The 23,794-nt window shown below is 59.6% G+C and carries 17 protein-coding genes and 2 pseudogenes; 1 reads left to right on the top strand and 18 read right to left on the bottom strand.

Features of this window, described 5'->3' with window-relative positions; all coding sequences use genetic code 11:
• Positions 1–14 precede the first annotated feature (14 nt).
• The 9 genes and pseudogenes from HBO09_RS22885 to HBO09_RS22850 all read right to left on the bottom strand — a co-directional run bounded on the left by HBO09_RS22885 (position 15) and on the right by HBO09_RS22850 (position 10,726).
• Positions 15–521, bottom strand: a complete 507-nt coding sequence (locus tag HBO09_RS22885; RefSeq protein ID WP_169997410.1) for a chemotaxis protein CheW — start codon at positions 519–521, stop codon at positions 15–17.
• A gap of 120 nt (positions 522–641) precedes the next feature.
• Positions 642–1,574, bottom strand: a pseudogene (locus tag HBO09_RS29065) (methyl-accepting chemotaxis protein); the annotation flags it as partial.
• A gap of 66 nt (positions 1,575–1,640) precedes the next feature.
• Positions 1,641–2,045 (bottom strand): annotated as a pseudogene (locus HBO09_RS29225) (methyl-accepting chemotaxis protein); the annotation flags it as partial.
• 917 nt (positions 2,046–2,962) lie between these two features.
• On the bottom strand, positions 2,963–5,098 hold the full coding sequence (locus HBO09_RS22875) for a chemotaxis protein CheA (RefSeq protein WP_262381314.1): 2,136 nt from the start codon (positions 5,096–5,098) through the stop codon (positions 2,963–2,965).
• A 16-nt stretch (positions 5,099–5,114) separates the two neighbouring features.
• The gene (locus tag HBO09_RS22870; RefSeq protein ID WP_169997417.1) at positions 5,115–5,432 is read right to left on the bottom strand and encodes an STAS domain-containing protein; all 318 of its coding nucleotides are present in this window, start codon (positions 5,430–5,432) and stop codon (positions 5,115–5,117) included.
• A gap of 34 nt (positions 5,433–5,466) precedes the next feature.
• Positions 5,467–5,835, bottom strand: coding sequence for a response regulator (locus tag HBO09_RS22865; protein WP_169997419.1), 369 nt, complete (start codon positions 5,833–5,835; stop codon positions 5,467–5,469).
• Positions 5,836–5,848: 13 nt separating this feature from the next.
• Positions 5,849–6,904 carry a methyl-accepting chemotaxis protein gene (locus HBO09_RS22860; RefSeq protein WP_262381313.1) on the bottom strand — a complete coding sequence of 352 codons (1,056 nt, stop codon included), beginning with the start codon at positions 6,902–6,904 and terminating at the stop codon, positions 5,849–5,851.
• 289 nt (positions 6,905–7,193) lie between these two features.
• Positions 7,194–7,823, bottom strand: coding sequence for a response regulator transcription factor (locus tag HBO09_RS22855; protein WP_169997422.1), 630 nt, complete (start codon positions 7,821–7,823; stop codon positions 7,194–7,196).
• 2 nt (positions 7,824–7,825) lie between these two features.
• Positions 7,826–10,726: a PAS domain S-box protein gene (locus HBO09_RS22850; protein ID WP_262381312.1), complete on the bottom strand. Its 2,901-nt coding sequence runs from the start codon at positions 10,724–10,726 to the stop codon at positions 7,826–7,828.
• A gap of 151 nt (positions 10,727–10,877) precedes the next feature.
• Between HBO09_RS22850 and HBO09_RS22845 the strand changes: the two genes are divergently transcribed.
• The gene (locus HBO09_RS22845; protein WP_169997425.1) at positions 10,878–11,120 is read left to right on the top strand and encodes a hypothetical protein; all 243 of its coding nucleotides are present in this window, start codon (positions 10,878–10,880) and stop codon (positions 11,118–11,120) included.
• Positions 11,121–11,511: 391 nt separating this feature from the next.
• Here HBO09_RS22845 and HBO09_RS22840 read toward each other — a convergent pair whose 3' ends face one another.
• The 9 genes from HBO09_RS22840 to HBO09_RS22800 form a co-directional block, all read right to left on the bottom strand.
• Positions 11,512–12,720, bottom strand: coding sequence for a GGDEF domain-containing protein (locus HBO09_RS22840; protein WP_169997427.1), 1,209 nt, complete (start codon positions 12,718–12,720; stop codon positions 11,512–11,514).
• A 189-nt stretch (positions 12,721–12,909) separates the two neighbouring features.
• Positions 12,910–14,328, bottom strand: coding sequence for an aldehyde dehydrogenase family protein (locus tag HBO09_RS22835; protein WP_169997429.1), 1,419 nt, complete (start codon positions 14,326–14,328; stop codon positions 12,910–12,912).
• A 14-nt stretch (positions 14,329–14,342) separates the two neighbouring features.
• The gene (locus tag HBO09_RS22830) at positions 14,343–15,668 is read right to left on the bottom strand and encodes an aminotransferase class III-fold pyridoxal phosphate-dependent enzyme (protein WP_169997431.1); all 1,326 of its coding nucleotides are present in this window, start codon (positions 15,666–15,668) and stop codon (positions 14,343–14,345) included.
• Entirely contained in the window at positions 15,665–17,182 is a 1,518-nt protein-coding gene (locus tag HBO09_RS22825) for a serine hydrolase domain-containing protein (RefSeq protein WP_169997433.1), read from the bottom strand. The genes HBO09_RS22830 and HBO09_RS22825 overlap by 4 nt, the downstream gene beginning before the upstream one ends.
• 64 nt (positions 17,183–17,246) lie before the next feature.
• Positions 17,247–18,527, bottom strand: a complete 1,281-nt coding sequence (locus HBO09_RS22820; protein ID WP_169997435.1) for an OprD family porin — start codon at positions 18,525–18,527, stop codon at positions 17,247–17,249.
• Positions 18,528–18,657: 130 nt separating this feature from the next.
• A complete protein-coding gene (locus HBO09_RS22815; RefSeq protein ID WP_169997437.1) occupies positions 18,658–20,289 on the bottom strand; it encodes an ABC transporter ATP-binding protein in 1,632 nt (543 codons plus the stop codon).
• Between the two features lie 2 nt (positions 20,290–20,291).
• Entirely contained in the window at positions 20,292–21,161 is an 870-nt protein-coding gene (locus tag HBO09_RS22810; protein ID WP_169997439.1) for an ABC transporter permease, read from the bottom strand.
• A complete protein-coding gene (locus HBO09_RS22805; protein WP_169997442.1) occupies positions 21,158–22,099 on the bottom strand; it encodes an ABC transporter permease in 942 nt (313 codons plus the stop codon). The genes HBO09_RS22810 and HBO09_RS22805 overlap by 4 nt, the downstream gene beginning before the upstream one ends.
• A gap of 11 nt (positions 22,100–22,110) precedes the next feature.
• Positions 22,111–23,679: an ABC transporter substrate-binding protein gene (locus HBO09_RS22800; protein ID WP_169997444.1), complete on the bottom strand. Its 1,569-nt coding sequence runs from the start codon at positions 23,677–23,679 to the stop codon at positions 22,111–22,113.
• Between the last annotated feature and the right edge of the window lie 115 nt (positions 23,680–23,794).

Below are 23,794 nucleotides of genomic sequence, written 5' to 3'. Positions count from 1 at the left end.
CGTACGCGTCAGGCTCACATCAAACCGGCCATCTCATCGACACACAAAACATGCTCAATTTGCAGCAGCGTCACAAAGTCGCCTCGCACCTTGGTCATCCCCTTGATGAAGTCGGTACGAATCGGGTTGCCAAAGGCCGGCGCGGGTTTGATATCGCTGTCAAGGATCTCGATCACTTCGCTGACCGAGTCCACCACCACCCCCAGGACCTGGGACTCCCCCTCCCTCGCCGCCTCCAGAATCACGATGCACGTGCGACTGCCCAGTACCGTCGTGCCCTTGCCAAACCGAGCTTTAAGGTCCACTACCGGCACAACCGAACCGCGAAGATTGATGACCCCACGCAGGAATGCCGGCATCATCGGTACGCTCGTCACCTGGCTGTATTCGATGATTTCACGAACACTGAGGGTGTTGACCGCATACATCTCCTGAGCCGCCAGGAAGGTCAGGTACTGCAAGGGTTCAGCCACTTGCAGGGTTGGCTGGAAAGTGCCCGGCGTACCGACTGAGGCACTCATGGGTCAACTCCCGAAGCGGACGAACCCGCCTTCAGCAGGGTTTTCGTAGTCAAGTATGGACGCCGAACGGCTCATGGCGGGCATCGCGACAGTCCGCCCTGCACGCTTGCTTTGCACCGTGAAAAAGCCCATGAGTTCCTGCAGCTGCTCGGCCTGGCCGCTCATCTCCTCGGCCGTTGCCGCCAGTTCCTCGGACGCCGAAGCGTTCTGTTGAGTCAACTGGCTCATCTGCGACATCGCGCTGTTGATCTGTTCCGACCCGATGGATTGCTCCTCTGAAGCGGCGGCGATTTCCTGCACCAGATCCGATGTCTTGGCAATCGAAGGCACGATCTCGTCCAGGAGGTTGCCCGCCCGTTCAGCCAAGGCCACGCTGTTCTTGGCTACTTCGCTGATTTCCTGAGCGGCGATCTGGCTACGCTCAGCCAGTTTGCGCACTTCGGCCGCCACCACCGCGAACCCTTTGCCATGCTCGCCAGCGCGGGCTGCCTCGATAGCCGCGTTGAGCGCCAACAGATTGGTCTGGTAAGCGATAGAGTCGACGATGCCGATTTTTTCGGCGATGGTCTTCATCGCGGCCACCGTATCCTTCACGGCACGACCGCCTTCCGACGCTTCCTTGTTGGCCTTGCCCGCCATGCCGTCGGTCACCTTGGCATTTTCGGTGTTCTGGGCAATGGATGCCGACATCTGCTCCATCGACGCAGAGGTCTGCTCAACCGATGCTGCCTGCTCAGAAGCCGATTGGCTCATGCTTTGGGCCGTGGCGGAGATTTCCTCCGAGGCACTGGACAACGAATCCGCCGAGCCGCGTACTTCGCCGATGATTTCCGAAAGCTTCTCCACGGTGTCGTTGACCGAGTTTTTCAGTTCGAGGAATTTGCCTTGATAATCGCCGGTAATGCTACGAGTCAGGTCGCCGCCGGACATCGCAGACAGCACGTCCATGACTTCCGTAATCGGTACGATGATCGCGTCAAGCGAACCATTGATCCCCAAGATGATCCGGCGGAAATCACCTTGATGCCGGGAGGCGTCGGGCCGGGTGTCCAGTTTGCCGATCAGCGCACTGTCACTGATCTGGCTCGTGTCTTCGACGAGCGCAAGAATATTGGCGCGCAGTTGCTCGATGTTTTCATTGATGAACGCTTTTTTGCCCGGGAATTGCTCCAGGGGGGCGGAAAGATCGCCTTCGCCGAACGAGCGGATACAGGCCATGGCCTTCTTCTTCACGCTGATGTGGCCACTGACCATCTCATTGATACCCTGACCAATATCGCGGTACGAGCCCGAGAAACGGTCAACGTCGATCATGACATCAATGTCACCTTTTTCATGCTCGCTGGCCATGTGCTTCATTTCATTGATCAGCGCCAGGATGTTGCTGCGTAACAGCTCAATACCTTCGTTAATAAAGGCTTTCTTGCCTGGGAATTGCTCAAGGGGCGCCGCCAGATCACCTTCACCGAAGGAGCGGATACAGGCCATCGCTTTTCTCTTGACCGCAATGTGGCCGTTGACCATTTCGTTGATGCCCTGGGCCATGGAGCTGTAACTGCCATGAAAGCGGCCGGCATCGATCTGTGCGTCGATCTCGCCCTTGTCATGCTCACTGGAGATGCGGGTTATCTGCGCGACCAGCCCATGCAAACTCGTTCCCAGCTGCTGCATGCAAGCCATCAGGCTGGTGGTGTCACCCGCCTTGAGTGTGGCCTTGGTATCCAGATCTCCGACCGACAAGCGTTGAGCGAATGCACGAACCAACGCAGGCTCACCGCCGAGCTGGCGCATCAAACTACGCCCCAGCAATACACCGATCAGTACCGTTGCCAAGAGTGTCAATGCGCCGACCAGCAAGATAATGGAGCGCGCGTTCTGCTCGGTCCTGACAGCTAACAGCTGGGCTTTACGCCCCAGTTCCAGATTGTATTGGCGCACCTCGGCAATACCCGTTTGAATCGCACCTTGTAATGGCTGGCTGGCTTCAATCAGCTCCCGAGCACCGGCCCTGTCACCGCCGCTAATCAATTTGTCGAAACGCGCCTGCAACGCGGAAAACTCACCCAGTTTGGCGCGCAACTGGTTCAACAGCGTTGCATCATGCTCATCGGAGATCAGGCTGGACTGGTAATGATCCAACGCCTTGCCGATAACCCCAAAACTCTGCGCCACTGCTTCTGAATAGGAAGGGATGGTGGTTTTTTCCGCCTCACTTACCTGCTGCCATTGCAGGGTGTGCAGGTTATTGAAGGACTCGGCAGCCCGGTCGATCTCAAGCAGGCTGGGCACCGTGTTGACGCTGGCATAACTGGCGGTCGAATTGATTTCACCGGTCAGATAAAGGCTGGTGCCACCCAATACGAAGATGCCCAGCATTACCGTGCACACCAACAACGTAATATTTTTGATAACAGTCATGGCGAGAAACTCCTGGTGGCGCTTCATTGAATCGATAAAGGACTTGGGGTCGAACGGTGGAGAGCTTCCTTGCCAACGCGTCCCAGCAAATTCGGGATATCCAGAATCAGGGCGACTGCCCCACTCCCGAGGATCGTGAACCCTCCCAGCCCATGGGCATCACCAAACACTTTGCCCAATGGCTTGATCACGGTCTGAAACTCGCCTTGCAGGCGATCAACCACCAGGCCGGCGCGCAGGCCGGCGTAGTGCACGACGACCACGTTTTCGCGGTTACCTCCAGGCTCTTGCACATCAAACATGTCCCGCAGCCGCAAGATCGGCAACACTTCCCCCCTGAGGTCCAGGTAGCCGGCTTCGACTCCCTGTTGCGGAGCTAGCTCGATGCACTCCTCCACCATGTTCAGCGGAATCACATAGGAGGCCTTGCCCACGCCGATCAGAAAGCCGTCGATGATTGCCAGCGTCAGCGGCAGGCGAATCCGCACCGTCGTGCCCTGCCCTTCTTCGCTCTCAAGGCTCACACTGCCACGCAACGCCGTGATATTTCGCTTCACGACGTCCATGCCCACTCCTCGGCCGGACAGGTTGCTCACTTGGTCCGCAGTGGAGAAACCCGGCTCGAAAATCAAATTCAGGATGTCTCTGTCCGCCGGTACCTGGCCTTCCCCCACCAGACCGCGCTCACGGGCCTTGGCCAGAATTTTGTCCTTGGCCAAACCGCCGCCGTCGTCCGACACCTCGATCACAATGCTGCCGGATTCGTGATAGGCGTTCAGGCGCACCGTTCCCTGGGCAGGCTTGCCGCGTTGCAGGCGAGTCGACGCGGGCTCGATGCCATGGTCCATGGCGTTTCGCACCAGGTGCGTCAGCGGGTCGCCAATACGTTCGACGACGGTCTTGTCCAGCTCGGTCTCGCCACCGCCGATGTGCAGCAAGATGTCCTTGTCCAGCTCTTTGGAAACGTCCCGCACCACGCGCTGGAAACGCGTGAAGGTCGCGCCGATCTGCACCATGCGTAACGTCAACGCCGAATCACGTACCTCCTCCACCAACCGTGACAACAGACTGGTGGCCTCGATCATCTCGCCAATCCCACTGCGTACCGCCACCAGGTTGGCGCCGGCGCCAGCGATGATCAGCTCACCAACCAGATTGATCAGTTGGTCGAGTTTGGCGGCATCGACACGAATCAGATTGCCTTCGTTGCTGGTCGTACCTTTGCCGGCCTTAATCAACGGCGCGATCGCATCATGGAGTACTTCCAGTTCCCCGGGACTCTCGACAGGTGCTTGCTCACCCTCCTGAGCTACGAGCAGGGCCTGGGGTGCCGTCAATGTGTCGCAGCGTACAAGCAGCTCAAGCAGGCCCGCGTTGTCTTCCGCCAGCGCGTCAATGTGAGCGCGACACGCTTGCACAGTGGCTTGCGGTGCGAGGATCAGGACAAGGGCGTCATCGCGAACAAAATCAAAGGCGCCGTCGATAACTTCCCGGGAGGCGTCGCTGGCCAGCGCAAGTTCAAATCCCAGGTAGTTGGTTTCCGGGTCCATTGACGCCACCGGCGGCAGCGACTCGAAGAGCGTGACGGTATGCAGCAAACGCCCCAAGGTGCCCAGGTATCGCAGGAACGCCAAGGGGTCCATGCCATTGCGCAATACATCCGGGCCAAAGCGCAGTGACAAATGCCAATGCCCAGCACTCGCAACGGGCTCATCCGCCGATAGCGTGCCTTGAGGGTTCGGGGAGAGAGTCGATACCGCCCCTTCCAAATACTGAGCCAGATGCTCACTGAGGCGTTGGCCCTCAACCCGTAGCGGCTCATCCAATCGGTCAAGGTTGCCATCCTCGGCCAGCAAGTCGATCAGTTGGCCGATATGGTCGCGGACGTTGAGAAACAAGGCGCTCAACGCCTCGTCGACGCGCACTTCCAGGCTGCGTACGCGGTCCAGCACGCTCTCGGCGACATGGGTAAACTCAACGATGGGCATCAAGCCAAACAGACCGGCCGAGCCCTTGATGGTGTGGGCGACGCGAAACAGGCCGTTGATGGTCTCCAGGTCGTGCGGCGACTTCTCGATCTGTAGCAGCGCATCTTCCATTTGCAACAGAAGCTCGCGGCTCTCGGCAATGAAGGTCTGTAGCACGTCGTCAATGTTCATGGGCTGGTCCATACGATCAGGCTCCAGCCAACGGGGCAAAAGATGCATTGGCGAAGTAGTCGTCAAGGCCACTGAGCCGCAATGCTTCGCTCACCGTCGGGCTAGGGTTGCTCAGCAGCAACTGCGTTCCTTTCATGAGGGACTCGCGTTTGACAAGGATCAACAGTTGCAGACCCGCGCTGTCCAGCTCGTCGACATTGGATAAGTCCAACTCAACTTCATGGGCCAGGGGAAACAACGACAACAACACATCTTTTTGTTCAGTGGCCGTGTAGATAGTCAGCGGGCCTTCCATGACCTGAATTCGACGCAGCATGGGCACAGTGCTATTCATGGAAACCTCCCGGCCAGCAGCGGCTGGCCATCGTCTATGGCAGGATCAACTTGGAGACGGCGGTAAGCATTTGTGCAGGCTGAAAAGGCTTGACCATCCAGGCCTTGGCACCGGAGGCCTGGCCTTGCTGCTTCATCGCATCACTGGCCTCAGTGGTCAGCATGATGACCGGAGTGAACTTGTAGGCCGGCAGCTGCTTGGCGGCCTTGACGAAGCTGAATCCGTCCATGTTGGGCATGTTCACATCACTGACAATCAGATGGATTTTGCGTCCATCCAGTTTGCTCAGTGCATCCTTGCCATCACAGCCTTCGATTACGTCGTAGCCCGCGCCTTTGAGCGTGATGCTCACCACCTGCCGGATGGAGGCCGAATCGTCGACGATCAGAATGGTTTTGCTCATCGGAAAAGCTCCTTTAGAAAAAGGTGATTTCGCTGGCATCCGCCTTGGCGTGAGTTTTACCGCCATGAATGGCGTGTTGCTCAGGCATGGTGTAGGCCGTTGAAAGCTCTTGCAGCCAGCGGTCGCTGACCATCGGGGTGAGGCTCTGCCCGTTCAGACTCGATTCGTGGCGCTCGTCCAACTGCGCCTGCAACTTGCCCAGGTCACGCGTGATCAGCGTCAACATCTGGCTGACACGGTCCTGAAACTGCAGTTCCACCAGCACCTGGGCAATCTCGTCGGCGACATTTGCGCTCTGCTGCTGCAGGTCATGGCTGTTACTTACGATGGTCTGGGCGTTCCCGCGAAAATGTTCAATGACCTGCGAAACCACGCGCTCCGAGTCGGCGAGGGTCAAGGTGTCTTGTTCAGCGTGGTGGCGGGACATTTGCACCGTACGGGCAATGGCGGCGTTGACGGTAATGACGGTTTCGCTGATCTTGCGCCCGGTCTCGCCGGACATGCTCGACAACTTGCGCACCTCATCGGCGACCACCGCAAAACCTCGCCCGGCCTCACCGGCACGCGCAGCTTCGATGGCCGCGTTGAGGGCAAGCAAGTTGGTCTGGCTGGCGATGTCACCGACAAACTTGGCCATCTGCTGGAGTTGCTCAGTGAAGCCGGAAAGTTGCATGACTTCTTTGCGTTCGTTCTCTTTATTGGAGAGTGCGGCGCGCAGAGCCAGGACGATGGAGTTGAGGTCATGCTGGCCGACTTCCAGCAACTCGACCAATTGCTGCGAAGCGTCTTGACCGCCATTGCTGGAAACGCTGTGGCTGATATTTGACGACAGCGTGCCGAAGCGTTCACTGAGCTTGAGGATGGACGTTTCGCTGATCAGCCGAGCGGCTTCTATCTGCCGGGACCAAACCGGTAGCACATTCAGGCACACGTCTGCCAAGCCGCTATCGACGGCCAGCGTCGCCAAACCCACCGCAGGCTGATCCAGCTGCAGTTGCAGGCGGGTCCAGTGCGCTTGGTGACGCCTGTTTGCCCACACGCCCAGGCCTATGCACAGCGCCGACAACATGCCTCCCGCCCCTACTCCCCAGGCCGTGAAGCCGGCGCCGTAAGCGAGCGCAAGGCCACCTAGCAGCCCCGCCGAAGCAACGGGAAACAGTGTCAAGGCAGCTGAGGGGTGGGGATGTTGATTCACGGTCTGTCTCCCAGTCAACGCATCTGGCTGCCGGTGAATTGGCAGTTCGATTGCTTGAGAGAGATACTGGCTAAATAATGGCATCACAGCCATCAGAGCATCCCTATTCTGGGGTAGGGATACCGGGAAACAGGGTAGGAAAATCCCTACCTGTGCGCGACAGTCAGGAGATCCCCAAGGTCATGGCAAAGCGCACGATATCCGCCGTGGAGCAGAAACCCATCTTTTCCATCAGTCGAGTCTTATGGGTACTGACGGTTTTATTGCTGATGACTAACTGCTCGGCGATCTGGTTGACGCTCATGCCGTGGGCCAGCAGGCGCATGATCTGGAATTCGCGATCGGACAGGCTTTCGACAAAAGTCTGCTGCTTCAAGCCACTGCTTTGCAGCGCGATCTGCTCTGCCAGCCCCGGGTCCAGGTAACGTTGCCCGCTGACCACGCGACGTATGGCAACCAACAGTGTTTCGGGGTCGCGATCTTTAGTCAGATAGCCGAGCGCACCGGCGCGCAATGCGCGTTGCGCGATATGGATTTCGTTATGCATGCTCAACACCAGGATCGGCAGATTCGGGTATTGGGTGTGCAACCGGGCAATCAGAACTTCGCCGCTGATGCCTGGCATGTTCATGTCGAGCAACAACAGGTCGATCTCGACATGACGCAACAGCTCTATCAATTGGGTTCCACTCTGGGCTTGCGCCACCACTTGCACATCGGCAACCAGCATGAACAACTGCTTTAGCCCCTCACGCATGATGGTATGGTCATCGGCGATCAGTATGCGAATCATGGCTATGTATCCTTCTGCATCGGAATGAACGCCTGGACTGTGGTGCCCTGTCCGGGATGGCTGAAGATAATCACTTTGCCACCCAACATCAGGCCGCGTTCGCGCATCCCTGCCAACCCCAAGGTCTGGCGGGTGACGGCATCTGGTTCAAAACCCTTACCGTTATCCTGAACTTCCAGTACCCAGTGCGATTCCTGTGGGCTCAGGGTGACAACGACCTGAGTGGCTTCGGCGTAACGAGCAATATTGGTCAACGACTCCTGCACGATGCGGAAGGCGGCAGTGACATGCGTATCGGGGAGCGTCAGGGGAATCAGAGGCAGGTGCAAGACACAGGGAACCCCGGTCAATGTGACGAATTCGGTTGTCAGCCATTCAAGACCGGAAACCAACCCAAGGTTCAATGCAGAGGGTCGCAGGCTAGTGGAGACATCACGTACGACCTGGATAGTCTTATCGATCAGTGCCATAAGCTGCTCGACTTGCGGCGTGAGTTTGGGCACGGTGGCACCAAATTGAAACCTCAATAACGAAATACCCATACGCAGTGCCGTCAAGTGCTGGCCCAGCTCGTCATGGATCTCTCTGGCGATCAGTTTGCGCTCCTCTTCCCGGGCCGTTTCCCGACGAGTCGACAGATCGCGCAATTGCGCATTCGAGTTGGCCAATCGCCTCTCGGCAGCGCGCAGTTTGGAAATGTCGCGCCCGACCGCCAGTACGCTGACAACCCGTTGGCCATCGACCTCCGGAACAAAGTGGATCAGCACTACTTTGGGTGCGGTCTTCAAACCCGAGAACAGAAACTCTTGCTCCGTCGCTTTGTTTTCATGAATCACTTGGGCAACCAATTCGCGAAACAATTGCGATTGGGAACTCAGGGGCGCCACCGCCTCCATGGGCATTCCCACCAACTCTGGCCAAGCACCGCCCACCCACTTTCGCAACTGCGCATTGACGTAAAGTACTTCGCCATTAACGCTCAAGCGCGCGACCGCGTCAGGGCTGTTTTCTACCAGTGCGTTGATGTCGTGCTGGCGTTCCAGTTCTTTCTGTCGAGCCTTGGTCAACAAGGTAATGTCCCGGGCGATCAACAATATGCGTGAGCCCGTGCGTCCAGGGTCCGCCAGAGGCACCAGGGTAAAGTGCAGGTGTCGCACATCGTTGCGAAGCAGCATGCATTCATCAGACTCGACCACGACTCCGGCGACCGTGCATTGTCCGCACAACGCCTGGATTTTCTGAGCGCTCAAGCGACCCACTATCACCTCAAGCGTCTGGCCGATAACGTCGATATGCGTTTTGCCAAGCGCCTCTAACAGCGCAGGGTTGACCTCAACACAACGCACACAATCGAGCGTCGTAACGTTCAGTAGACAAAGCATGTCCAGGGTGTGGTCGAAAATGTTTCGGTAACGGCGCTCTCGTTCGCGAAGTAATGATTCCGATCGCCAGCGCTCAATCGCAATGGCAGCAATGTGACAGGTCTGGCGCACGCGCTGAATGTCGCTCTCATCCGGCGCGAGTCTAAGCGCCTGGGACAATTGGAAAGCGCCAAGGATTTGCCCTTGTTTACCTACGATCGACTCGGACCAAACTTCAGCGTGGGCATGAATAGGGGGCAGCGAATGAGGGATGCATGTTGTGGGACTAAAGCCTTGTGGCTCTACCAACGTTACGCTGCAGGACCAATGGGGCAAGGCCAGGTGCAGATAGTTCACGAGTAGCTCGAGCGTTTCCTCCAGAGGAGCGCCCGAAGCCATTTTCTCGAAAATTCGCAAACGCGCGTCTTCCAGGACTTGCTGCATGTGCAGCTGCGTGATGTCGTGGGCCAGCGCGAGCAGGCCGACCACTGCCCCCGTATTACTGCGCTCGACCATGAGGCTGACGGCACAGCTCACATAGTTGCTGCCGTCAGCAACAGTCCAACTGCTAAAAAACTGGGCTGTCTTACCCGTCTTTAAAACATGACGCAGTTGGTGGAGATATTCACCGGCATCCTCGCTGGGACTAACGCCTATCGACTCGGCGTAAGACAGGCCGGTCAGCCGCAAAAATGTCGGATTGACATAGGTGCGCAGAAGATTGCAGTCATATCGCACGATGATGTTGGGTGAGTTCTGCGCGAGGGTGAGAAATTTGAGCTCGCTGCCCATCAGTGTTTCGCGCAGCTCCCAGTTCTCAGTGATATCTTCCAGTTGCGACACAAAGCAGCAAGGTTGCCCCATGCCATCGCGCACCAACCCAACGGTTAACCTCACCCAGACCACCTGCCCGTCCCGATGGATATAGCGTTTATGCAGTGTGGCGCCTGACCTGGTGCCGAGTTTCAACTCCTCAATCAGCGGCTTGCCGACCTCCCGGTCTTCGGGGTGGGTCAAGGCCATGAACGTGGTGGTTTGCAGCTGCGCCTCACTGTAGCCAAGCATCTTGGAGATGACGGCATTGACTCTTAGCCAACGCCCGTCCAGTGAAACCAGCGCCAATCCGGTACCAGAAGAATCGAAAATGGATCTGAGGGGGATGTCGATGTCAGAGAAGCCTTCGCCGCTGCAGCAAGGCGTCCGCGACTCCAGCCCGGGCGTAATCTCAGCGATAAAGTAGTTATCGCGCCACAGCATTATCGAAACGCCCAGACGGCCTGAGGCTATGGCCGTTGCCTCAAAAAACGCACGACTGCCCGCGTCAGCTTTTTCAAGCGCTGCATAAAAAAGCCAATGGTCCTCAAGCCGCAGGAGAGCGACAAAATCGGAGTCGCGATCAGTGGATATCGAATTTCGAAACTGAAAATCCAAGAAGGCGCTATTGCCCGCCACAATCCCGGCAGAGCGATCCAGCACCACGACCGATCCCGCAAGACAGCAAAGAATGCTCTTGAGGGTGTTCAGCGTCTTATCGTCAACCATGGCAACTCCCAACTGCATCCCTTGCGAACCATTCTTCCTGACGGGAAATGCGAACTGCATAAATTATAACTAGATACCTGCCCCCACTGAATAAGACTTTAGTTTGTAATACGAAAACTACTGCACAACCACCGATTTAATAAACACTTTAATGATCTATGAACTACTAAATAGAAAGGCCTCAAAAAACCTCTACGGCGCAGGCTGTATTTTAGCTCAAGATCGAAATAGCAAAGAAAAATCTTCGCACCCACCCCATATGAATAGAGAAGCAGGCCGGCGTAACCGCAAAGGCATTGACCACAGACTTATACGAACGGCTTCAATGCCAAAGCAGACAGATGGCTTTGAAGATGCTGGTGAAGGCTGCGGTGGGCTCGGCATCATGCCGTGAAGGTTGGTTAGTCGGGGGAGCGCCCGGCAGTCGCTGGGAAGTAATTTCACTTCAGGCGCGGGATAGCGTTCAACCACTAGAGGCAAAAGTCGAGTCATGGATAAAATGAACTGTTCTGCAGTGCAGACTTTACGTTTTTTGACGGAGGCCCACCGCCAGAATTGTTTTATCACCTGGGCTTTTCAACAGGCGACGTGATGTTCGGTGTAGGGGTATATGGAAAAGGCAGAATACTTATCGGGGTGCTGCTTATTAAGACTCCCCACCATGAAACGCAATTAAGAGAAGCGCAGTCGTACACCTTAAACATACGCCGTTATTATCGCAGACACTTTACAAACGATCGATTTGCGCCGGAGCCCCCCGCCGTTCATCACCTGTGCCAGGCGTTTCATCTGCACTCCCGCTCAGTGCCCAATGACGTAACCGGGGCCGTGTTTTCGCGATGCACCTGCGGCGGTGCCAAACACAAGGTATTACGCCCCAACCCCTTAGCTTCATAAAGAGCGGCATCCGCACGGGCAAGCAGGCTGGCCGTGGTGTCATCTTCGTTTGGCACCACGCAGCAAACACCGATACTGATGCGCAATGGGATGCTTGCCTCGCCAAACCGAGCCGGTGACTCAGCGACCGCCCTGCGCAACTGGTCCAGAACCGCCACGGCGTTTTCGGGGCTGGTGCGGGGAAGCAGCACCAGAAACTCCTCGCCACCGTAGCGGCCGATACTGTCGGACTCACGAATTCGCTGGGTGAGTTGATTGACGCAGTGGCAAATCACCTCATCACCCGCCAGGTGTCCATGTACATCATTGATTTGCTTGAAATGGTCGATATCGACCATGGCCACCGCCAGGTAGGAGGCGTCTCGACGCGCGCGTTCCAGCTCTTTGGAAAACTGCTCGAGGACGGCTCTGCGATTGAGAATGCCGGTCAGCACGTCACGCAGCGCCAGGCGCTGGAATAACGACTCACTGCGTTCTTTGGCCAGCAGCACCAGCCCGAGGGAGATCATCATCGCGGTGAACGTGCCGATACTGACGGAGATGGTTTGCTTAAGGTTACTGACGTCATAGCGCATCTCGGCAGCCCCTCCACTGATGATGGCGATCACCCGCATGCCCAGGCCGATCAGGCTGATACTTGATCCGATGATCAACAGCATGCGCGCACGCCCCTGAGCGGGTACGTAGCGGCACGTCCAATAGATGATCAAGGCGCACTGCACCATCAACACAAGCGTGGCGGCGAGCATTCGCGGCTCCAGCGTGCCGATCAGACTTACCATCAATACGAGCATCAATGCAGCAGGCGCAAATATCCGCCACCAGCGGACGCGCAACTCAACGATCCGAAATACGCTGGCCCCGTAAAAGGCCAGCGCTACCGCCAACAATGTGTTCGCAGCCCCATAGGTCAACCACAACGGGGCGTGGCCGTACAAGGTATAGCCAATGTAGGCCAGGGCATGTGCCAGCAAACCAAAGCCAATGGTCAGCAAGCCGTCACGCTGGTTGAACTGGCCAACCAATATCAGACAAAACGCCATGATCGTCGCCACTAAGGCGACGCAGGCAAAAAGCGTGGGGGTATGGGCAATCATGACGTCTCACCAGGCGCTGTCAGGAGCAGCTCTGGGGGAGTTTAGTTGAGTCGGCGGTCAGTTTGTGGGCCACCAGCAGCATTATCTTCGCGCCTGTCCTGACAGCATTCAGATACTCAAAAGCTCGGTGACGGACAGCCTCTAAAAGACCGTCGTCGGATCAACCTGTCAATCCATGCCTGAAACCACTTAGTACCCAAACAGCGACTTGCTCTCCAGATATTCGTCAAACCCAGACTCTCCCCACTCGCGGCCGTTGCCCGACTGTTTGTAGCCGCCAAACGGCGCGGCCTGGTCGGCGCGGGCGCCGTTGAGGTGGACCATGCCGGTACGCAGCTGCCGGGCGACCTGGCGGCTGCGTCCAGGGTTGGCCGAGGTGACGTAACCGGACAAACCGTAGGGGCTGTCGTTCGCGATGGCGATTGCCTCGGCTTCGCTGTCGTACGGGATGATTGCCAAGACCGGGCCGAAGATTTCCTCGCGGGCCACCAGCATCTGCGGGGTGACGTCGGCAAATAGCGTCGGTTGCCCATAGTAGCCACGCTCAACGCCTGCTGGCCGCCCCAGCCCCCCGGCGATCAACCGTGAACCTTCGGCGAGGGCCTGGGCGATCATGTCCTGTACCCGTTCGAACTGCATGGCGTTGGCTAGAGGGCCGATGGCGGTGATCGGGTTACTGTCGTCGTAGCACACCTGCGCGAGTACTTGCTGGGCGATCTCAATCACCGCCTGTTGCTGCGCACGCGGCACCAACAGCCGCGTCGGTGCATTGCACGATTGGCCGCTGTTGCGCATGCAGCCCAACACCCCATGGCGCACCGCGCTGGGCAGGTCGGCATCGTCGAGCAGGATATTCGCGGATTTGCCGCCCAGTTCCTGGGACACACGCTTGACCGTATCCGCCGCCGCCTTGGCCACCGCAACGCCGGCACGGGTGGAACCGGTAAAAGACACCATGTCCACCTCGCCATGGCGCGCCAATGCGGCGCCCACCCCTGGCCCGTCGCCGTTGACCAGGTTGAACACCCCCGCTGGCACCTCGGCCTCATGCAGCACCTGGGCAATGATCCGGGCTGACAACGGCGCCCGCTCACTGGGTTTGAGCACCACGGTGCAGCCCACGGCCAGCGCAGGAGCGAGTTTGCAGGTGAGTTGATTGAGCGGCCAGTTCCAGGGGGTGATCAGGGCGCACACGCCAATGGGCTCGCGCACCACCAACGTATTGCCCAGGCGACGCTCGAAGCGGTACTCGCGCAACACATTCAACGCCTGGACCAGATGGCCCAGGCCTGCCGGCACATGGGCGCTGCGGGCCAGGGACAGCGGCGCGCCCATTTCCAGGTGAACCGCTTCGATCAGCGCTTCGCTGTGGCGCTGGTAGGCTTGGATGATGCGTTGCAGCAGGTCGATACGCGCCTCCAGCGAACTTGCGGCGAACCCCGCAAATGCTTGCCTGGCCGCGCCGACTGCGCGGTCCACATCGTGGCTGTCGCCAAGGATGATGCGCGCAACCACCTGCTCGGTGGACGGGTTGACCACGGTTTCAACGGCCGTACCGTGGGGCTTGACCCAGGCACCGTCAATGTAGAACTCAAACAGATCGGACATCCCTTGCACTCCCTTCAGGCGACGTGTTTCAGGGCACTCGCCAGGGTGTCGAACACCTGGGCGATCTCTTGTGGGCTGATGACCAGCGGCGGCGAAATCACAATGGTGTCACCCGAGCCGCGCACCAGCACCCCGTTGTCGAAGCACCACTGCGCGACCTCGCTGCCACGGGCGCCGGGGAAACCTGGGCGCGGCTCGAGCTCCACCGCGCAGAGCAAACCGATCGCGCGTACGTCCAGCACCGCGCCGACGCCTTGCAGCGCGAGTGCGGTCGACTGCCACAGCCCACTCACCGCGTTGACGTGCTGGTTGATGCCCAATTCACGATGCACCTCGAGGGTCGCCAACCCGGCCGCGCACGCCAGTGGATGCGCTGAATAGGTGTAGCCATGCATCAACTCGATGACGTTCTGCGGCCCGGCCATGAAGGCTTCATACACCGCGCCACTGACCAGCACGCCGCCCATGGGCACAGCGCCGTTGGTCAGGCCCTTGGCGGTGGTAATCAGGTCTGGCAGCACGCCGAAGGCTTGCGCGGCAAAGGGCGCGCCGACGCGGCCAAAACCGGTGATTACCTCGTCGAAAATCAACAGCACGCCGTGCCGTGTGCAAATCTCGCGCAAGCGTTGCAAATAGCCTTGGGGCGGCGGATAAACCCCGCCGGAGCCGGTCACCGGCTCGACAATCACCGCGGCCACGGTGCTCGGGTCCTGGATATCCAGCAGTTGTGTCAGCGCATCAGCGTAACTGGCGCCCTGCTGCGGCTGCCCGGCGCTGAAACGCATGCCTGCGTCATAGGGCAATGGCAGGTGCGAGACCTCCCCCAGCAGTGGGCCAAAGTCACGCTTCTGGCGGCCGATACCGGATACCGACAGCCCACCGAAGCCCATGCCATGGTAGCCCTTGGCACGCCCGATAAATTTGGTCCGACGGCAATCACCACGCGCCTGGTGATAGGCCCGCGCGATCTTCAGCGCGGTATCCACCGCTTCAGAACCGGAGTTGGTGAAGAACACCTGCTCCATACCGGCGGGGCTGATGTCGATCAGGCGCTCGGCCATTTCCAGGGCCTGGGGGTGGCTCATCTTGAATGACGAGACAAAGTCCAGGCGCCCCGCCGCTTCGCGAATGGCTTCGACGATTTTCGGCTGGCCATGCCCGGCATTCACGCACCAGAGCCCCGCCATTGCATCGAGTACGCGGCGCCCATCGGTGGTGGTGTAGTGCATACCGTCGGCGCTGGCGAACATCATCGGTTGTTGCTGGAACTGGCGCATCGGGGTAAATGGCGCCCAGAACGCACCGTGAGCGGAAACTGAAGGGTTGGAAAGATCGTTCATGGCGACTCCTGCAAAGCGATGGTTGGATGGCCGGTCAGCGTCGGACGCTGCAACGGGCCTGCGTTTACGTTGACGCTGCGGTCTACGTACAAGGTGCCGTGTTCGATACGGCAGGTGACCCGATCACAAAACGCCGTCTCGACAAACTGCCAGGTCATGCTCAACACCCCGTCTTCGGTCCAGCGCGCCTGCGCCACCACCGGGGTGAGTTCCGGCTGGTATTGATGATGCAGATAGTGGCCGGTCATGCTGGTCTGGGTTTCGATGCCGGCGCTCAGCCCGGCACGGATGCAATGGGTGCCACGGGGGTCGGTGAGGTAAAAGTCACAATGCTCAGGCCCGAACGCCAGGCGCACTTCGCTGACCTGGTCTTCGTTGGCCTGCATGACAAACGTGCCATTGAATTCAGCCTGGCGCGGCGAGCTCGCGGCGCCAGACATGACCGGCCGCTGTTGATGGGCCAGCAGCGCCGCCAGCGCGGCGTCCGCCGAGCCTTCGCTGGGTACGTCCAGCGCCGGTAAAAGATGCTCCCAGAGCAGGCTGTGCAAGCGCCGCTCGCCCAGGGCAAGCCCCGCGGTAAAGGCAATCACCGCGTTATGACGAGGTAACACAATGCACTGCTGGCCAAACACGCCGGAGGCGTAATACCCACCGTGCTGGGTCATCCACCACTGGTAGCCGTAGCCTTCGCGGCGCGTGACAGCCGCATCGCTCGACTCGTCGCGGCTCAGGTAGCGCTTGCCATCGAAGGCACCCATCCATACATCATCGACGTGCCCACGGGTCGCTTCGGCTACCCATTCGCGCGATAGCAATTGCTGCCCCTGCCAATTGCCCTGTTGCAAGTGCAACACGCCGAATTTGAGCAAGTCTTCGGTGCGGCAACTGAGGCCATTGCCACCGGTGTTGAAACCGCCAGGAGCCAGGTCCCACTCGATGGGGCCCATGCCCATGGGTTGGAAGATACGTGCGTCGCACAGCTCGAACGCCGTCTGGCCGCTGACCACGCTGACAATCGCCGAGAGCATGAAGCTCGACGCACTGCTGTAGATAAACCGGTGCCCTGGCGGGTCCTCAACCGGCTCATTGAGAAACAACCGCACCCAACTGTCACTGCGCCCGCGCCAGGCGCCACCCGAGATGCCCTGGCGATGGCCGGTGCGCATGGTCAGCAAATCCCGCACCGTCATGGCCGCCAGGTTGGCGCTGATGGATGCCGGGCAATCGGCGGCAAAAAAATCCACCACCTTGGCGTCCAACGACAGCGCGCCGTCATCCACCAACAGCCCGACGGCCATGGACACCCAGCTTTTGGTCGCCGAATGCTGGACATGCAGGCGTTCGGCGCCATAAGGCGCCCAAAACGCTTCAGCTACCACCGCGCCATCGCGGTACAGCATGAAGCTGTGCAACTCCAGGTCCGCAGCGTTCACCGCTTCGATGAAATCACTTACGCCACGCGCCGATACGCGTTGTTGACTGGGCAGTGCCCGCCGCAACGGCAAACTCGTCATCTGATCTATCCCCTCATTTCCACTGCTTGGGCGTGCAACAGGCTGTTGCTGCACGCCATTACCGCTACCAGAGCGCCACGGTGTAGCCCAGGATCACTCTGTTTTCGTTGGTGTCACGGGCGAAGTTGCTCGTGGCGCTAGCGTTCTGCCAACGCAGCGAGACATCCTTGAACGTGCCGCTCTGCACCACATAGCCGAGGCTCAAGTCCCTCTCCCACTCCCGTCCTTCGCCGTTGAAGCCGATGACTTTGGCGTTGTCGCCCTTGGCATAACGCGTCGAGAACAGCAGGCCCGGAATGCCCAGCGAGGCGAAGTCATAGTCATAACGGGCATGCCACACGCGCTCGCCGGTCTGGGAGAAGTTGGCCAGTTGGTACTCGGTGAACAGGTAGGTGTTGGTACCGTCCACATAGGTGAACGGCGTCGAACCGTACTGTTCCTGGTAACCGCCGCTGAGGTTGTGGCCGTTGAGGCCATAGCCGATGCGCGTGCTCAACGCCCGGTTATCCACCTTGCCGGCCAGGCCTGCAGCGTCTTCACTGGCGCTGAAGTAGCGGATATCGGTCTTGAACGTGCCCGGGCCCCACTTGAAGCTGTTTTTCAGGCCCAGGTAATGCTGTTGGTACAGGCTTTCCAGTTGCGCGAACTGGTAGGTCACAAAGGTCGTCGGCGTGAGTGCGTACTCGCCGCCGGCGTAGCGGAACTCATCGCTCTTGGCGCTGCTTTTGTAGGCGCCGTACTGGCTGGTAAGCCCCATATCCTCGTAGTGGGTTGAGTCGCGTTGCTTGACCTGGTCCAGTTGGCCGGCGGTCAGTGTCAGCTTGTCGATGTCCTTGGAGGTCACTGCGGTACCGCTGAAACTCTGCGGGAACAGGCGGCTGAGGTTCGGCTGCAGCGTCGGCAGGTCCGGCACCATGTAACCCACGCGCAACTCGCTTTTGGCCAGGCGTGCCTTGCCGGTGAGGCCCAATTTTGAGTAGTTGTCATGGGCGCGGCGGGCGTAGCTGGGGGAGCCTGGCTCGGCCATGCTGGAGCGCGCCAGCAGCCCGGTGCCGGAGTTGTCCGGGCTCGAATCGAGCTTGATGCCCAACATACCCACCGCGTCCAGGCCAAAGCCCACGGTACCGTCGGTAAAGCCCGACTCGAGCTTGAGGATAAAACCCTGCGCCCATTCGGCACGCTTGTTCTGCCCGCTGGACTCGCGGTAGTCGCGGTTGAAGTAGTAGTTCTTCAACTCCAGCGCCGCTTTGCTGTCGGCGACGAAGTCGGCCTGGGCAAACAAGGGCATGAAACCGGCGCCCATGACGCTGGCACTGGCGACAACTTTAGTGATGCGGTTATTCATGTGTAGGTTCCTGGCAGACAGGTTGAGTGGGGTTGTTTTTGTTTTCTTCGGCCATGGCTTCGCCCGCTTCGCAAATCGTCGATTTGCGAAGGGTTGGGTTTCAGTGCCGTGGCCTGGGGTGCAGCAGTACCTAAATCACGCTGGCACGGAGGCGGTAACTACCGTCCGCACGTTTCTCCAAAGGGCTGGCCGCGGCGAGTAGCCGACGGGTGTAAGGGTGTTGTGGGGCATCGAAAATCGTGTCACGCGGGCCCATTTCGACCACCTCGCCCTGGTTCATCACCGCCACACGGTGGGCGATGCGTTCCACCGCCGAGAGATCGTGGGAAATGAACAGGCAGGCAAAGCCGTATTGGCGTTGCAAGCGCTCGAACAGTTCGAGGATCTGCTTCTGGATGGTCATGTCCAGTGCCGAAATCGGCTCGTCGGCAATCACCAGCTTGGGCCGACGCACCAACGCCCGGCCAATCGCCACGCGCTGGCGCTGACCACCGGAGAGTTGATGGGCAAAGCGCTCGCGAAACTGTTCGGGCAAGCCCACGTCGACCAGGGTGTCAGTGACCCGCTGACGCTTTTGCGCGGCCGTCAGGGCGGGTTCATGGCGCAGCGGTTCGGCGAGGATCTGGCCCACAGTCATGCGCGGGTCGAGGGACGAATACGGGTCCTGGAAGATCATCTGGCATTGCAGGCGATGTGCCCGGTTGGCGGCTTTGAGGATATCCACGCCCTGGAACAGGATCGCCCCGGCGCAGGGGTTGACCAAGCCGACGACCGCACGCCCGAGGGTGGTCTTGCCCGAACCGCTGCCACCGACCAGGGCCAGGGTCTCACCCGGCGCGATACTCAGGTTCACCGAGTGCACCACGCGTTTGGGCACGCTGCGCCCCCAGAAACTGCGCGGTCCCGGGTGTTCGATACACACATCGCGGACCTGCAACAGCGCGCTGTCGGCCGCCGGCAGTGGCACCAGTTCCCCGCGCCGTGGCAGCGCTTCGAGCAACTGCCGGGTGTATTCGGCCTTGGGGGCAAAGAGGATGTCTTCGATACGGCCCTGCTCTACCGCCTTGCCCGAACGCATCACCACGACTTTGTGGGCATAACGCGCGACCAAAGACAGGTCGTGGCTGATAAACAGAATCGCGGTGCCCTGCTCGCGGGTCAGTTCCAGCATCAACTCGATCACGTCCAGTTGCGCCAGGCAATCCAGGGCCGTGGTGGGTTCGTCGGCAATCAGCAGCGCCGGGCGCAGCAACATCACCGAGGCGAGCATGATGCGTTGGCGCATGCCACCGGAGAATTGGTGCGGGTAGGACGCCAGGCACTTTTCGGCGTCCTTGATGCCAATGCGTTGCAGCATGGCGATGCAGCGCTCATGGATCGTCGGCGCATCCAGCGTGGTATGCAGTTTGAGTGCCTCGCTCATCTGCCGGCCAATGGTCAGCGCGGGGTTGAGCGAGACCATTGGCTCCTGGAACACCATGCCGATCCGTGCGCCACGCACTTCACGCATGGTCTTGGCATTGCTGCTGTCCAGCGCCTGGCCCTGGAAGATGATGCGCCCACCGCACACCTGCATTGGTGCCGGCAGCAAGCCAATGGCAGCGCGGGCGGCCATGGTCTTGCCGCTGCCCGACTCGCCCACCAGGGCGACGATTTCGCCGGGGGCCATGGTGAAGCTGAAGTCGTCGACGGCCAGCGGACCATCCACGCCGACGCGAATCTGTAGATTTTCAACGGCCAGTAAAGGCACTGGAGCGCTCATGCTCATTTCCTCATGCGCGGGTCGAGACGATCACGCAAGGCATCGCCGAACAGATTGATAGCCAGCAACGTCAGGCTGATAAAGATGCCCGGGAAGATCCCCAGCCACGGCGCCGTCGAGATATAAGTGCGGCTGGCCGAGAGCATGCTGCCCCAGGTCGCGGCCGGCGGTGGAACCCCAAGGCCGAGGAAACTCAGGGCACTCTCCGAGAGCAACGCCCAGCCAAACATGCTGGTGGCCAAGACACACAGCGGCGCCAGGCAGTTGGGGGTGATGTGACGGAACATGGTGTACAGCTCGGAGTTGCCGATCACCCGCGAGGCCTCGATGAACTCCAACTCACGCAGCGACAGCACGCTGCCACGTACCACCCGCACCACCGAAGGGGTGTAGGCGATACCCAGGGCGAGCACGATGCCGTACTGGCTGGCGCCGACAATTGCCATGATGCCCAGGGCCATAAGGATGCCGGGGAACGCCAGCAGCGCATCGTTGAGCATCATCAGCACCCGGTCGGTCCAGCCGCGCAGGTAACCGGCGAGCATGCCGATCACCGTGCCGCAGATCACCGCTACGCTGACCGAGAGCAGGCTGATCCACAGGCTGGTACGCGCACCGATGATCAGCCGGCTGAAAACATCACGGCCAAATTCGTCGGTGCCCAGCCAATGCACAGCGCTCGGTGCGTGCAGGCGTGAGAGCAGGTCCAGTTTGAGCGGGTCGTAAGGCGTCCACACCACACCGAGCAATGCCAGCAACACCAGTGCCGCGAGCAGGCTGGTGCCGATCAGGGCGTTCAGCGGCGGGTAACGCCGGCGCCGCCGAGGCGGGATCGCCGCCACGCTGGACAAGGCAGGAGTCTTGAGGTTCATAGCTTCACCCTTGGATCGAACAGCGGATACAGCAGATCCACCAACAGGTTGACCACCACATAGATGCAGGTGACCAGCAGTAGGCAACCCTGCAACACCGGGTAGTCGCGGGAGAAAATCGCATCGACCATCAATCGGCCGATACCTGGCAAGGTGAACACCGTTTCCAGCACCGCAATGCCGCCCAGCAAGTTGCCAAGGATCAGGCCAATCAGGGTCCAGGTCGGTGCAAACGCGTTGCGCAAGGCGTGCCTGCACAGCACCGCGCCTTCCGACAACCCTTTGGCCCGGGCATGGGCGATGTATTCCAGGCGTAGCACCTCAATGGTGCTGGCCCGTGCCATCCGGGCAATGGCCCCGAACTCCACCAGCGTCAGGGTGATGATCGGCAGTACCACATAGGTCAGCGCTTTCATCGGGTCAGTGGCAAAGCCGACGTAACCGATCACCGGCAACCAGCCCAATTGAATGCCGAAGACATACAGCAGCAACAAACCCAACCAGAAGCTGGGTACCGACAGCAACAACGTTGCCGTCGCCACCAGACCCAGGTCCATCGCGCTGTTTTGCTTCCAGGCTGCGAGCAAACCCACCGGCACTGCAAGCAAGGTCGCCAGCAATACCGCCACCAGCACCACGGTTGCACTGACGCTGAAGCGCTCCAACAGCAGCTCCAACACCGGCTGACGGCTGCTGATGGACACGCCGAGGTCGCCACTGAGCACCGACTTGATCCAGATCAGGTACTGGGTCACCACCGAGTGGTCAAGCCCCAGGCTGCTGCGCATATCGGCCAGGCTTTGCGGGTCGGCCATGTCGCCTAGCATCAATAGCGCCGGGTCGCCGGGGATCAGGCGGATCAAGGCAAACACAATCACCGAGATCAGCAACAGGGTCGGCACCGCCATGCCGAGCCTGTGCAATATGAATCGAAACATAGCAGTGCGCCTTACTTGGAAGTGTCGGCCAGCTTCACGCCCCACAGGCGCGGCTTGGCAACAGGCCAGGAACGATACCCCTCGACGCGCTTGCCCATGGCGCCGATGGCCGTGCCGTTATAGATGACCACCATGGGCACATCCTTGAGCATCAGCGTGTGCAGCTTGTCGAACAATGGCTGGCGCTTGGCGGGGTCAACTTCACGCTGGGCCTCACGCAATATGGCCAGGGCTTGGGGGTTGTCCCAGACCTTACGCGGTTCCTTGTCCTTGTCGCCGATCACCGATTCGTAGCTTTGCGCCGCATCGAAACGTCCCGAGTAGGAGAACGACATCATCTGGTAGCTACCGGTCTGGTAACGCTCCAACTGTGTGCCCCACTCCAGGGTTTCCATCTCGATGTTCAAGCCTGCCGCTTGGGTCATGGCTTGGCTGAGCAAACCCATGTCGAACATCTGCGGGTAGCGCTTGTTGACCAGCATGCGGATTTTTTCACCGCGGTAGCCGGCTTCCTTCAGCAGGCGCCGGGCCTCGTCGAGGTTGTAGGTATAACCCTGGTGCGCAGCGCTGTCGTAGTACGGACTCGCTGTGGGAATGATTGAGTTGTTGACCACCGACAAACCATCGGACAGCGCCGCCACCATCTGCGCGTAATCCAGGGACAACGCCACCGCACGACGGATGCGCACGTCCTTGAGCAACGGGTCGCGGGTCTGGAACAGCAGCCCGCTGATGGTCATGATCGGGCTGACCTGGATCTGCAGGTTCTTGACCTGCTTGAGTTGTGCGGCGTCCATTGCGGTCACGTCCGGCAGCAGGTCCACGCCACCCGACAGCAACGCTGCCTTGGCCGAGGCCGAATCGGGGATCACCTCGAACCGCACGGTGTCGACAAACGCCTGCTTGTTGCCGGTGTAACCATCCGCCTTGTCTTCGGCACGTGGGGTGTATTGCTTGAAGCGATCCAGTTCGACGTACTGGCCCTTCTGCCATTTGCCCAGGGTGAACGGGCCGGTGCCAATCGGTGCGCGCCAACTGCCATCGGCGGCCAGGGAGTCTGGATGCAGGATGCCGCTGCCCGCGCAATCCGGACGGGCCATGGCGGCCAGGAACAAGCCATTGGCCTGATCCAGGGTGAATACCACGGTTTTTGGGTCGGGGCTGGCGATATCAACGATCTTGGCCGCACCGCGCCCGTCGAACTCTGCCAGGCAACGCCACTGGGTCTTGGGGTCCAGGTAACGCTGCCAGGTCCATTGCACGTCCTTGGCCGTCAATAGCTGGCCGTTGTGAAAGTGCACGCCGTCACGCAGGGTAAAGGTGTAGCGCAGGCCATCCGCCGACACGTCAACTGCGCTGGCCAGCATCCGGGCGATGCTGGTGTCTTCACGGTACGCCACCAATCCTTCGACGATATGCATCATCACCGCGTCGGTGTTGTCGTCGCGGTTGACGCCTGGGTCGGTGCTGCGGATATCACCGTTGAGCCCGACGCTGATGACCTTGTCCTGGGCAACGGCCATGGAAAAGGTGCACGCTGACATTACGACGGCCAATGCCGTCTTTACGTAACTATTCACGGGAGAAAGACTCCTTGAAGGAATTTTCCGGTCAGTGGCGGGAGCCAAGGCAGGACCGGCATCAGAATGAGTGGATCCTTGGTTATTGTTATGCGGTCTGTTCTGAGTGCATCAC

It is taken from the genome of Pseudomonas sp. WS 5027, from assembly GCF_012985695.1.
In the GTDB taxonomy this organism is placed as follows: Bacteria; Pseudomonadota; Gammaproteobacteria; order Pseudomonadales; family Pseudomonadaceae; genus Aquipseudomonas; species Aquipseudomonas hygromyciniae.
This window is presented reverse-complemented; position numbering and strand designations above follow the sequence as displayed.

Coding starts and splice junctions, on each gene's coding strand:
- HBO09_RS22865 (WP_169997419.1), bottom strand. CDS start 5,835: ATGAGCAAAACCATTCTGATCGTCGACGATTCGGCCTCCATCCGGCAG.
- HBO09_RS22840 (WP_169997427.1), bottom strand. CDS start 12,720: ATGATTGCCCATACCCCCACGCTTTTTGCCTGCGTCGCCTTAGTGGCG.
- HBO09_RS22855 (WP_169997422.1), bottom strand. CDS start 7,823: ATGATTCGCATACTGATCGCCGATGACCATACCATCATGCGTGAGGGG.
- HBO09_RS22845 (WP_169997425.1), top strand. CDS start 10,878: ATGATCTATGAACTACTAAATAGAAAGGCCTCAAAAAACCTCTACGGC.
- HBO09_RS22825 (WP_169997433.1), bottom strand. CDS start 17,182: ATGACGAGTTTGCCGTTGCGGCGGGCACTGCCCAGTCAACAACGCGTA.
- HBO09_RS22820 (WP_169997435.1), bottom strand. CDS start 18,527: ATGAATAACCGCATCACTAAAGTTGTCGCCAGTGCCAGCGTCATGGGC.
- HBO09_RS22805 (WP_169997442.1), bottom strand. CDS start 22,099: ATGTTTCGATTCATATTGCACAGGCTCGGCATGGCGGTGCCGACCCTG.
- HBO09_RS22835 (WP_169997429.1), bottom strand. CDS start 14,328: ATGTCCGATCTGTTTGAGTTCTACATTGACGGTGCCTGGGTCAAGCCC.
- HBO09_RS22850 (WP_262381312.1), bottom strand. CDS start 10,726: ATGGTTGACGATAAGACGCTGAACACCCTCAAGAGCATTCTTTGCTGT.
- HBO09_RS22875 (WP_262381314.1), bottom strand. CDS start 5,098: ATGAACATTGACGACGTGCTACAGACCTTCATTGCCGAGAGCCGCGAG.
- HBO09_RS22870 (WP_169997417.1), bottom strand. CDS start 5,432: ATGAATAGCACTGTGCCCATGCTGCGTCGAATTCAGGTCATGGAAGGC.
- HBO09_RS22860 (WP_262381313.1), bottom strand. CDS start 6,904: ATGTTGTCGGCGCTGTGCATAGGCCTGGGCGTGTGGGCAAACAGGCGT.
- HBO09_RS22815 (WP_169997437.1), bottom strand. CDS start 20,289: ATGAGCGCTCCAGTGCCTTTACTGGCCGTTGAAAATCTACAGATTCGC.
- HBO09_RS22885 (WP_169997410.1), bottom strand. CDS start 521: ATGAGTGCCTCAGTCGGTACGCCGGGCACTTTCCAGCCAACCCTGCAA.
- HBO09_RS22830 (WP_169997431.1), bottom strand. CDS start 15,668: ATGAACGATCTTTCCAACCCTTCAGTTTCCGCTCACGGTGCGTTCTGG.
- HBO09_RS22810 (WP_169997439.1), bottom strand. CDS start 21,161: ATGAACCTCAAGACTCCTGCCTTGTCCAGCGTGGCGGCGATCCCGCCT.